We start from the raw sequence: 12,229 nt of genomic DNA on the forward strand, positions 1-12,229 counted from the left end.
CAAATATTAAAGAAAGCTTTAACACAGTGTGACCAGGATAGGATAGTTAAGTTCCGCTAAAATTTTTAGCTAATTTTGGAATACTATGGAAAACAAGGATCTTTTGGTACCAAAAGGTAAAATAAAAAACATCTGATTAGACGAAAAATGTAATATTTAGTATACCGAGTATGTTTTCGAAATAATGGCCGACAAGTTTATGACGGCGATTCAAAATCCCACCACTTAATGACAAAATGTAACATTGATTCGATGTGATGAGGGTAAATCGGCGGGCCCGTGCCGTCTCGGAAATTTAAGTTTCAATCAAGTTTCGTTCTTAGGAACCAGGCAGTTATCGTTTCATTTTCAATTGGATATGAGGACATGTACCGGCATATATTTTCCGGTATTTTTATTTCAAAAAAGTCGGCATGTTTTCTTTCCTGAATTGTCGAAGTTAGGCTACATATTCGACGAAATCTGATCAATGTCAGCTAGCGATATTTCTTCAGGAATGCCCTTCGATTTTCTTAGATTTCACCTTCAGGATCTGGCGCAGCCTTGTCCTAAATCTGGCCCGGATTATTTACAACCACTTTACAAACTTTGTAAGTATTCTCTATTTGGTAAACATATTTCTCATTAACAATTTCTATATAGTTTGAACTTAAAGTTTGCTTGATAACCAAAAGAAATTTTGGTACATCATACGTCGAAATAAAGGATGATCCTGAATAGGCGGTGATATGTATGAAATCCAATGTTGATTACAAGAGGTGGAAAGCAGACAACTGAAAAAGTCGTGGCATGTATGAACGGTACCAGGCAATCCGTCTATATCGTGAGGAAACCTGTTGCTGAAATCGCCGCCATTCTCAAACTTAGCAGTAAAATAATTGAAAACTATATCCCTTTCTATCGAGATCAAGGTTTGGACGGGTTAACCATGAGCTTCTCATCGGAAAACCGCACGGTTGACAACGGAACAGCAAGCGCACTTAATGCAAGTCAATATGAATTTTCAGTCCCATGAATGCGGGTTCCCAGCCAAGTTCAATTGGACGCTGGTCTGCTAATACGTAAGGTTACTTTATATTTCTGTCGAGAGAGAATTGAATACAAAATACAAAAAAATCAAAAGATTTTGACAATATAATGCTAATATATTAGTATATAAGAAACTGAATATAGTGAATAACGTATACATGTTGAAGGAGTGGTGAATCTTGACGGAGTATAGTATTTGGAATCAGTTATCGTCCCTAAGTTTTAAACAGTACTATCTGGATGCAAATGGGATCAAGACACGAGTTTTAGAAACTGGGCAAGGTGATCCTTTAATATTATTACATGGTACCGGAGGGCATATTGAGGCGTATGCCAAAAATTTCAAAAGTTTAAGTAAACATTTTCGGGTGATCTGTATTGATATGGTTGGCCATGGCTACAGTGATAAACCAAATCGTCCGTATACGATTGATTATTACAGCCAGCACTTATTGGATATTTTGAAAGCGCTTAACTTAACTTCTGTTTATTTGTCCGGAGAATCTTTAGGTGGTTGGGTAGCGGCATGGTTTGCAGCCCATCATCCTGAATATGTTAAAGCGATGATTTTGAACACTCCGGGAAATGTAACAAATAATATAGAGACAATGAAAAAGTTAAAGGAATCGACTGTAAGAGCAGTAGTCGAGGCTAATTATGAAAATGTTCGAAATAGGCTTGAATGGCTGATGTATGATAAGAGTCAGGTAACGGAAGAGCTTGTTGAAGTTCGATATCAAATTTATAAGCAACCAGGTTTTGTTCAGGCTGTACATAATATTGTGGCCTTGCAGGATATGGAAACGCGATTAAAGTATACATGGGAGCCGTCTTGGTGTAAAAAGATCACGGTTCCAACACTATTGGTTTGGACAGATCATGACCCAACATCTACTGTTGATGAAGCAGTATTATTACAGGAAATGATTCCTGGCAGCAAACTCATTGTGATTAAGGATGCCGGGCACTGGCCACAATGGGAAAAACCTGAAGAATTTGATGCGATTCATTATCAATATTTTATTGAGGGTGACATCTAGAATAATACTAGTACATAGAAAAAGGGCTTTCAGGCAGGATGAAAGGACACGTACCATTCAAATGATATGAAATGTAAGAGTTATCTTTCCTTTCATTTATTTACGTTTAATATATTTGTATATAACACACTATGTATGGAGTGAGGGGATTAAAAATGATTTTACGTTTGGGTCATGCTGAACTTTTTGTCACTGATTTAGATAAATCACGAGATTTTTATGTTAATGTTCTTGGTTTTATTGAAGCAGGAAAAAAAGGGAATAGTTTATACCTTCGTGCAATTGAAGAGTTTGACAAGTACTCTCTCATTCTCACACAAAATTCCTATGCTGGAATGGGACATTTTGGTCTTCGAGTATCCCATCCGGATTACTTGCATGTTTTAAAAAAGCTCCATGATGAACAGGGTATTAAAAATGAATTTATTGAAGACCGTCTTCATCCAGGATTAGGAGCTTGTCTTAAGGTTACCGAGCCAAATGGGCACCATATTGCTTTTTATCATGAGATGGCACAAGTCGATTACACAGATGGAATGGGTGGAATGGATGCTTTACCAATGAGGCGCTCCCATCTTCATAGAGGTGTGCCTCCATTGAAAATTGACCATGTTAATTTACGGGTTCCCAATGTTGATGAAGCGTTAAAATATTGGAGCAGTCTGGATTTTAGCATTTCAGAGTACGTTGAAGAAGATGAAGGCAAGTTCGCAGCTTGGGTAAGGCGTACTACCACTACCCATGATGTGGCATTAGTAAAAGCGGAAAAAGCTGCTCTTCATCATGTTGCCTACAACGTTGATGGTGTACTGGGTGTAGTGAAAACGGCTGATCTATTAGCTGATGCAGGCTATAGAGATTCCATTGAATATGGACCGGGACGACATGGGGTATCAAACGCTTTCTTCTTGTACATCAGGGATCCGGATGGGCATAGAATTGAAATTTATTCAGGTGATTACCACAGGGACCTAGATCATGCGCCAATTAAATGGTCAAAAGAGGATTACGACAAAAAAGGCAGACTCTGGTGGGGAGCAGCGGTGCCGGAACGATTTTTTGAAACAACACCTCTAAATAAAGAATGGATGAAAGTGGGTTTTTCCATTAGGTAAAATAGGAGGGGTGAAATTTGATTACAAAAGAAGTGAAACTTGCCTTCGAACATCTTGCTTAGGCAGAAAGAAGTAAAAATGCAGTGTCTCCTATTTCGGATCTTTATCTTCATATAAATATGGAAGATGCCTATAACATTCAATTGCAAGCAATTGACGATAAAGTAGGGAAAAGTAGGTTTGACCTCTAAAGCCATGCAGGAATTACTTGGCGTAGATCAGCCAGATTATGGTCATTTATTAAACAGCATGGAGATTGAAAACATGGCCGGTTCTGTCCCGTCGTATGTTTCAGGCTATAGTTTAAGGACTGAACCAATATTTGAAGGAAATAAAGTCACAATTTAATAGTGTGGCTTCCATCCCGCAATGCAACTTCCGTAATGACTACATCTCGAATATCCTTCATTATTAATAGCCCTTCCCTTTTTCCTATCGCAAGCTATTAAACTGTCGATGAACTTTTCGCTTTATTTTTGGAAAACTCTTGGGCAACCTTTACCGCTGCAGTTGTCATAATATCCAAATTACCTGTGTATACAGGAAGATAGTCTCCATGATTCTTGATATCGCTGCTGAACTTGCCAGTTCGATATAAGATATGATTGATAAATTATGCAGAATGGCCAAAAGTATACTGTACTGAATCGATAAGGAATTAATAGCAATACAACTACTTAATTATATACTGCAAAATCGTAATTTTATAGTTAGATAGGGGGTGAGCTTATGTAAAACCAAGGCACTGTTATTTCGAGAAAAAACTTTATTCATATTTTTTATTAGTAAAATTGAACACGGTAACCATAGCCCTATTAAGTAGTTTTCAAAAATGAATGACAAGGAGAAGAGAAAAAATGGAGAACACAATGAAAGCAGCCCGCATACATTCGCTGGGAAGTCCGTTAGAATTGGAAAATGTTCCTCTTCCTACATTAGGAGATGAAGATGTACTCATTGAGGTAAAAGCAGTTCATGTAGCCCAATATCATACTGCTGCAATGTTAAGAACAGAACACAGTTTAAATATATATCCGCCTACGTTCCCTGCCATTCTCGGGATGGGTGGAGCAGGAAATATTTCCCAGATCGGTTCAAATGTTAATGGATTTCAAGAAGGGGAAAGAGTCGTTATCAATCCAATCCTTACATGCGGGACATGCGAATATTGTATGGATAATCGTCCAGGTCTTTGCGATATGTGGGTACTCCATGGCTATTATGCCCTTTACAAGCCAAATGGAGTGCCATTGCTTGAAAATTATCCAGGTGGCTTTGCCCAATATGTGAAAGTTCCCGCGCGAAACGTAGTACGTATTCATGATAATATTCCCTATGAGCAAGCAGCACGCTTTAATTATACAGGAATTTCATATGAAGCGCTTAAGAATGGCGGGTTTCGTCCTGGCATGACTGTTTTAATAAATGGTTCCACTGGAGTATTAGGTACAGAAGGAGTGCTATTATCCCTAGCTATGGGTGCTGCAAAGGTGATTGCAACAGGGCGTAATCGTGAGCGATTAGCGAAAATAAAGGAATTAAACCCTGAACGTGTGTTTACAATCCTTCTCGGTGAGGAATCAATTGTACCAAGTATTAAAGAATTTACTGACGGAAAAGGAGTACACTTATATCTTGATACGATGGGATCTGTCGCAGGCCAGGAGTCTCCTATTCAATCGGTTCATGATTGTCTTGACGGACTTAAAAAGGGTGGCACCGCCGTATTTATTGGCTCCATGCAAAATCATGATGTTAAATATAATTACGAATATTATATCGGTAATGCCATTAAAATTATGGGATCCGTTTGGTACAATAATCAATCTCTCTCAGAACTGGTAAATATGGCTGCTGCAGGTACATTAAAATTGAGCAATTATGATACAAAAACTTTCTCTTTGGAGCATGTCAATGAAGCGTTTGATTTTGCCGACCAACGAACGGGTGGATTGAACAATATTATCGTTAAACCGTAAACAATAATACTCCAAATGATGGGGAAGTTCTCATTTATATCCGACAAAATCTACATAACTAATAAAACTGCAAAAGAGTCGGCTTGGGGTTCCGACAAAAAAAATCGGGCGAAGTGTATCTTTATTTTCCTGTTACTCAAGACTGAGGCAGATAACCATATGAGATCTTATAAATTGGGGGTTAATAAGATGGGAATGAATTTTGATCCAGCAACAACGGCTGTTTTGTCTTTACACCTGTTAAATGATATTGTTTCCATAGACGGCAAGTTTGGTTCATTTTTCGGTGAACAGGTTGTCGCCCGCAATGTTATTGAAAAAGGAAAGTTGTTAGTTGAAACGGTCCGGTCTTTACAAATACCGGTTATTCATGTAGCAGTAAGATTTCAACCCGAACATCCAGATTTAGTTCCAAATAGTCCACTTCTATCAATGGTAAAGGACATGGATGCGCTTGTTGAAGGAACATGGGGTGGAGATTTTGTTGAGGGTTTGCAGCCAATCGGGAGTGAGACTGTAATAGTACATCAAAGGGTAGGCGCTTTTCAGGAAACTGAATTGGCTGCTATACTAAAAGACCGCGGAATTGATTCTGTCATCGTTTTTGGAGTAGTCACCAACAACATTGTTGAACATACGGTAAGAAACGCAGTAGATCATGGTTTTCATGTCTTTGTTGTAGAAGATTGTTGTTCAGCAGCAACACCTGAGGCCCATAAAGCATCCATCGAAACACTCGGGCTTCTTTCCAAAATTATTACTCTAAATGATGTGGTCCCTGTCACTCCTCAAACGTAAAGGCAGTATCCTCCTCTAGAACACGTAAAAGATAAATGGCCTATAATCGTGCATTTTAGAGGAGGATTCTTTTTACTGGATTGATTCAATCAAGGGATGTAAACAGTGTAAAATGGTCATTAGGAATAAGTTCATACATGAAAATTTCTAAGGTTATTGGCTTACTTCGTCAGAAATAATATTGATTTACTTAAGAAATAAGCTAATATAAAAATAATAATAAGCAATACATAGAGAACCAAGGGAAAAGGATGTATTCAGCATGGATTTATATAAGACTCTTAAAAAAGCACCTGTCATGAAATCTGTTTTTGTATACGAGCAAATGAAAGAAGAACTTATTAATGGTAAATGGAATTTTGGAGAAAAAATCCTAGTAAATGCTTTAATAGAAAGATTTAATGTTTCAAGGAGACCCGTCATGGAGGCTCTAAAGATGCTTGAAAACGACGGTTTCATACAAATTCTACCTCAGTATGGATGTAAGGTGATTGATTACTCCAAGAAAAGTGCACTGGAAGTCATCTTACTTCGTTCAGCGATTGAAGGTCTGTGTGCGGAAATGGGTGCGAAAAATCATACAACGGAAGAAATAGAGTCATTAGAAAATTATCAGCGCATGATTAGTCTTAATCCGGAAAAACTCTACGACAAGTACTTCTATCTAAGATATAATCGTGAATTTCATTCCCACATTGCCTTAATGGCGCATTCTGATAAAATCAGGGAATACACCGTGCAAATCTGGGGTCTGAACGACTTCTATCTTGTAAACTTATTTGATCATTTCAGGTGGGATATTACTGGTTCATTAGAGGGCCATAATAAAATTGTTGATGCCATTAAGGACAGGGATGGAGCCAAGGCAAAGAAATTAATGGAGGAACATTTGGAGCTGTTTATTCACCAGCATAAGGATAGACTTCCTGAAATGTAAAGGGTTAATGCCCTTCTTCAAGGATGGTGAAAAACGAATTTAAACCATAAAGACGTTATTACTAATGTAAAATCCCCCTACCACTTCGATTTGCATGTTAAGCCTTTACTCGAAGATGGACCCCTGTAGATTTTCTCTTATCGTCATATTTCTTAGCCTGTAGGTATAAAGAAGACTATCAGCTTTTCTTCACAAACGGCTCGTGAGTAATTTTTACCATTTTGGTTAAAATTCATGACGCAGCCTCCTAGTATTTAAGTATTGTCCTTATCATTGGCCAGCTTAGGACTCTCCCATTCTATCAAGAGGCTATTTTTTTATTCAAACTCCATTTTCCTTCATTACAGGAATGTTACCCCCTTTATTCAATAAGTAAATTTAGTCTTAGACCCCAATCCACTATATACATCTATATAAATTGTACTAAAGAATTTCCTGAATGACATTCGATCCCATTCTTACATAAAGTCGGTCAATTACTGAGAAATCGTCATCGGGAAACTGCAGGACAAGCTGTCCAAGAAAATCGATGTGAATATAACCGATATAAAGTAACCTTGGCCGACCTGGCCTTCAAGCAACTGAAGAGCGGTTTGAAATTGTGCCCGATGCCTAACTTTACTAATGCTTATCGTGTCCGAGTCGCTGCTCTGGAATGAATTTTTTCAATCTTTTGATAAATAGTTGAATTTTGCCTTATTAAAGTATATTCTTTTTATAAATACATACATACTAACCGGTTGGTTAGTTAACAAGGGAGTGAAGGAATGAATTTTTCATACTCTGAAAAGGAGATTGAACTTCAAGGAAAGCTGACAAAATTTATGGAAGAACATGTTTATCCGAACGAAAAGGTATTCGAACAGCAGCTGAATGAGGGAACAGATAAGTCCAGCCACTTGGCATTTCAAAAGTTTGATAGAAAAACGCAAGGCCGCTGGAATAAGGTTCCATCCATTATGCATGAGCTGACTGAGAAGGCCAAGGCAGAAGGGCTATGGAATTTATTTTTGCCCGAGAGTGAATACGGTGCAGGGCTTACGAATCTGGAATATGCGCCATTATGTGAGATTATGGGAAGATCGTTGATTGGGCCAGAGGTCTTTAACTGCAATGCACCCGATACGGGCAATATGGAGGTGCTTGTCCGTTATGGGACCGAAAAGCAAAAGGAACAGTGGCTGCAGCCATTATTAAATGGTGAAATCAGATCATGTTTTTCGATGACTGAGCCGGAGGTTGCCTCTTCAGATGCGACCAATATTGAGGCCCGGATTGAAAGGGATGGGGATCATTACATCATCAACGGGCGTAAATGGTGGTCATCAGGTGCCGGTGATCCGCGCTGCAAAATAGCGATTGTCATGGGCAAGAGCAATCCAGATGCCAACCGTCATGAACAGCAATCCATGATCCTGGTTCCTCTTGATACCCCTGGGGTTACCATTGAAAGGATGCTTCCGGTGTTTGGCTATGATCATGCCCCGCATGGCCATGCCGAAATTACATACGATAATGTCCGCGTACCGGCAGAGAATCTGATTTGGGGAGAGGGCAAGGGATTTGCCATCGCACAGGGACGCCTTGGGCCTGGCCGCATTCACCACTGTATGAGGCTGATTGGAGCAGCAGAAAGGGCGCTTGAAGAATTATGTAAGCGTATTCAAGATAGGGTCGCATTTGGAAAGCCTTTAGCAAACCAAGGCGTAATCCAGGAATGGGTGGCTGATTCAAGGATTGAAATCGAGCAGGCAAGGCTTTTGACGCTAAAAGCAGCTTATATGATGGATACTGTCGGCAATAAGGAAGCGAAGGCTGAAATCGCCATGATTAAGGTGGTCGCACCATCCATGGCTCTAAGTGTATTGGACAGGGCGATCCAGGCATTTGGCGCTGCCGGGGTATCCAATGATTTTACACTTGCTGCCCAGTGGGCAAATGCGCGTACTTTACGTCTGGCTGACGGTCCGGACGAGGTCCATAAGGCCCAGATTGCCAGGCTTGAATATAAAAAATATAAATAAAAAAATAAATGGATGAAGAGCAGGAAGAGGAGTGGATCATGTGAATGTAATGGAACTTTTTAGCCTTAAGGGAAAGACGGCGATCATAACAGGCGGGGGACGCGGACTTGGGGAACAAATTGCGACAGGCTTCGCGGAGGCTGGGGCAAACCTTGTACTTTGCTCCAGGAAACAGGAAGCGTGTGAAGAAGTAGCTGAAAAGATCAGGGGGCTGGGAGTGAAAGCACTTGCCCTGAAATGTGATATTTCCAATCCCGAAGATGTTCAGAATGTGATCCAAAAAACAGTGGAAGAATTCGGGGGAATCGATATTCTCGTTAACAACAGCGGTGCGACCTGGGGAGCACCGGCTGAGGAGATGCCGCTTGAGGCGTGGAACAAGGTAATCAATGTAAACGTAACCGGGACATTTTTAATGAGCCAGGCAGCCGGCCGCGTCATGATCGAGCAGCGCCGCGGGAAGATCATTAACATCTCATCTGTCGCAGGCCTTGGCGGCACGGACCCAAGGGTGATGAATACAATCGGCTACAATACCAGCAAAGGAGCTGTCATAACCCTGACTAAGGACCTTGCTGTAAAATGGGGTCCGCATAATATCAACGTAAACGCCATAGCACCAGGGTTTTTCCCGACCAAGATGTCCAAAGTCATCATCAAACACGGAAAAAATCCAATCCTTGAATCCACTCCGTTAAGGCGCTTTGGTTCAGAGGATGATTTAAAAGGAGCGGCCCTGTTCCTTGCATCTGATGCATCCAACTATGTAACCGGGGATGTTTTGATCGTAGATGGAGGAACACACGCGATGTAAGCACAGGGCGTCAATTATCAGACAAAGCCCAATTTCCTTATAGCCGATAAATGGCATTTCGATGTATATTTTATAATTGGAGGTAGGACAATGAGTTCAAAACCCTGGCTTTCTGTATATGGAGATTATATTAAAGCTGAAGCCGAAATACCGGATTACAGTATTCCCCAGCTCCTTCAGAATACGGCAGAAAAATTCCCGGAAAACATCGCGATCACCTTTTATGGCAAAAAGATTTTGTATAAGGAGCTTGTTTATGCAGCAAATGCCTTTGCGTCAGCCCTCCAAAACCATGGCGTTCAAAAAGGGGACCGCGTGGCGATCATGCTGCCGAATTGCCCTCAATATGTGATTGCATATTATGGGGTTTTGACAGCTGGCGGGATTGTTACACAGGTGAACCCAATGAGTGCTGAAAGAGAAATTGAATACATCCTGAATGATTCCGGAGCTAAAACCATGGTAGTGCTCGACGGATTGTATGCCAAGGCAAAACAGGTGCAGACAAGAGCAGAGCTGGACAAGCTCATCGTTGTCAGCCTTCTTCCGTCAGAACATGATTTTGCCCCTGACTTCACATTTGATGCTTTCTTAAAGGAAGGCAGCGGCCAGGTGACACCTGTGCCAATCGAACCTGAACACGATGTGGCAGTCCTTCAATATACGGGAGGAACCACCGGGCGTTCCAAAGGGGCTATGCTGACGCACCGCAATTTGGTTGCCAATGTGTATCAGTGCTATGAATTTTTCAAAAATGATATCGTTGATGGGCAGGAAAGTTTTTTAACGGTCATTCCGCTATTCCACGTGTTTGGTATGACTGCAGCCATGAACTTCTCCATATTGACGGGCGGAAACTCGATTATGCTGCCGAGATTTGATGTAGAAGAAGTGCTGAATACCATTAAAAACGAACAGCCTACCAATTTTCCGGGAGTACCGACCATGTACGTCGCAATCACAAACCATCCAAAGGCAGAAGAATACGGAATTGATTCCATCCGAACATGCAACAGCGGAAGCGCACCGATGCCGCTGGAGTTACTTCGGGAATTTGAAAGGAAAACAGGCTCACAGATTGTTGAGGGATATGGATTGTCTGAAGCGGCGCCCGTCACTCACTGCAACCCTACCTTCGCTGAAAGAAAGCCCGGAAGTGTAGGAATCGGCTACCCTTCAACCGAATATAAAGTTGTGGACATTGCCACCGGAACGGAGGAAGTGCCGCCCGGGGAGCTTGGAGAATTGATCATTAAGGGACCACAGGTAATGAAAGGCTACTGGAACATGCCGGAGGAAACAGCAGCGACTTTAAGGGACGGCTGGCTGTACACTGGGGATATTACCCGTATGGATGAGGATGGGTATGTCTATATCGTTGACAGGAAAAAGGATCTGATTATCGCAAGCGGCTTCAATGTCTATCCGCGTGATGTGGAAGAAGTGATTTATGAGCATCCATCTGTGCAGGAGGCTGTGGTAATAGGAGTACCTGATGCCTACAGAGGGGAAACCGTAAAAGCTGTGATTGTGCTAAAAGCAGGGAAAACGGCTACGGAAGAAGAAATCATTCAATTCTGCCGTGCCAATATGGCAGCCTATAAATCACCTACCATTGTTGAATTCCGGGACCAGCTGCCAAAGACTAGCGTGGGCAAAATCCTTCGCCGGGCCTTAAGAGAGGAAGCCTCAGTCAAGTAAGTGTAACGCAAAATTTTTTTAAACAGATTGTGAGGATATTAGATTGAAGGAGAAAATTACAGAACATAGCATCCGATTATTCGAGAAAAAAGGTTTCACCGAAACATCCATTCAGGATATTGTCGAATCTATCGGTGTCACAAAGGGAACCTTCTATTACTATTTTTCCAGTAAGGAAGAATTATTGATGGATATCCATAACCGATATATTGATCAATTGCTTTCCGAACAGGAGAAAATCCTGCTGGATGAAACGAAATCCTCGCAAGAAAAGCTTTCTGATATTGTATTAATGCTGATTCAGAGTATAAGAGGCCAGGGGCCAAGTGCCAAGGTATTCTTCCGGGAAATGCAAAATCTTAGCCAGGATCGGCTCGAGGAAATCGTACAGAAAAGGGACGAGTTCCGGCTGAATATTCAAAGAGTGCTGGAGGAAGGGACGGAAAACGGTGAATTCAAGCCTGAGCTGAATGCTCCCATCGCTACCTTTGGCATTTTAGGAATGGCCAACTGGAGCTACCAGTGGTTTAATCCTGAAGGCCTTATGAATGAAAAAGAGGTATCGCAGATATTTACCGATATGATTTTGAGCGGAATCAAAAAGTGATAATTTTCATTTTTACCATATGATTCCGACACGGACCAAAAAATCATAAGCTTCTATGTAGCACAAAACTCGCTTCCCGGGGAGGGACCTGCCCGGGAGGCATCAATCTTTAACATACTAACCGGTTAGTTTGAAAAACTTAATGGGGTGATCAGATTGGCAGTAAACAAGGTGAATCGAATTTC

Annotated in this window: 11 protein-coding genes; all 11 read left to right on the forward strand. The window is 41.1% G+C overall.

What is annotated here, in order from left to right; genetic code table 11:
- Nucleotides 1-742: 742 nt before the first annotated feature.
- The 11 genes from V1500_RS08805 to V1500_RS08855 all read left to right on the forward strand — a co-directional run bounded on the left by V1500_RS08805 (nt 743) and on the right by V1500_RS08855 (nt 12,044).
- Nucleotides 743-1,015 carry a hypothetical protein gene (locus V1500_RS08805; RefSeq protein ID WP_409305188.1) on the forward strand — a complete coding sequence of 91 codons (273 nt, stop codon included), beginning with the start codon at nt 743-745 and terminating at the stop codon, nt 1,013-1,015.
- Between the two features lie 193 nt (nt 1,016-1,208).
- Nucleotides 1,209-2,069: an alpha/beta fold hydrolase gene (locus tag V1500_RS08810; RefSeq protein ID WP_409305189.1), complete on the forward strand. Its 861-nt coding sequence runs from the start codon at nt 1,209-1,211 to the stop codon at nt 2,067-2,069.
- 155 nt (nt 2,070-2,224) lie between these two features.
- Nucleotides 2,225-3,184: a 3,4-dihydroxyphenylacetate 2,3-dioxygenase gene (gene hpaD / locus V1500_RS08815; RefSeq protein WP_409305190.1), complete on the forward strand. Its 960-nt coding sequence runs from the start codon at nt 2,225-2,227 to the stop codon at nt 3,182-3,184.
- Nucleotides 3,185-3,364: 180 nt separating this feature from the next.
- Nucleotides 3,365-3,532: a hypothetical protein gene (locus V1500_RS08820; RefSeq protein ID WP_409305191.1), complete on the forward strand. Its 168-nt coding sequence runs from the start codon at nt 3,365-3,367 to the stop codon at nt 3,530-3,532.
- Between the two features lie 509 nt (nt 3,533-4,041).
- Nucleotides 4,042-5,163 (forward strand): zinc-binding dehydrogenase, encoded by a 1,122-nt coding sequence (locus V1500_RS08825; RefSeq protein WP_409305192.1) that lies wholly within the window; start codon nt 4,042-4,044, stop codon nt 5,161-5,163.
- A gap of 189 nt (nt 5,164-5,352) precedes the next feature.
- Nucleotides 5,353-5,961: a cysteine hydrolase family protein gene (locus V1500_RS08830; RefSeq protein WP_409305193.1), complete on the forward strand. Its 609-nt coding sequence runs from the start codon at nt 5,353-5,355 to the stop codon at nt 5,959-5,961.
- A 262-nt stretch (nt 5,962-6,223) separates the two neighbouring features.
- The gene (locus tag V1500_RS08835) at nt 6,224-6,898 is read left to right on the forward strand and encodes a GntR family transcriptional regulator (protein WP_409305194.1); all 675 of its coding nucleotides are present in this window, start codon (nt 6,224-6,226) and stop codon (nt 6,896-6,898) included.
- Nucleotides 6,899-7,665: 767 nt separating this feature from the next.
- Complete coding sequence (locus tag V1500_RS08840; RefSeq protein ID WP_409305195.1) at nt 7,666-8,922, forward strand: acyl-CoA dehydrogenase; 1,257 nt, start codon at nt 7,666-7,668, stop codon at nt 8,920-8,922.
- A gap of 40 nt (nt 8,923-8,962) precedes the next feature.
- Entirely contained in the window at nt 8,963-9,736 is a 774-nt protein-coding gene (locus V1500_RS08845) for an SDR family oxidoreductase (protein WP_409305196.1), read from the forward strand.
- 90 nt (nt 9,737-9,826) lie between these two features.
- Nucleotides 9,827-11,437 (forward strand): long-chain-fatty-acid--CoA ligase, encoded by a 1,611-nt coding sequence (locus V1500_RS08850; protein WP_409305197.1) that lies wholly within the window; start codon nt 9,827-9,829, stop codon nt 11,435-11,437.
- A gap of 43 nt (nt 11,438-11,480) precedes the next feature.
- Nucleotides 11,481-12,044, forward strand: coding sequence for a TetR/AcrR family transcriptional regulator (locus tag V1500_RS08855; RefSeq protein ID WP_409305198.1), 564 nt, complete (start codon nt 11,481-11,483; stop codon nt 12,042-12,044).
- The last annotated feature ends 185 nt before the right edge of the window (nt 12,045-12,229 follow it).

Source organism: Peribacillus sedimenti, assembly GCF_046237635.1.
GTDB lineage: Bacteria > Bacillota > Bacilli > Bacillales > DSM-1321 > Peribacillus > Peribacillus sedimenti.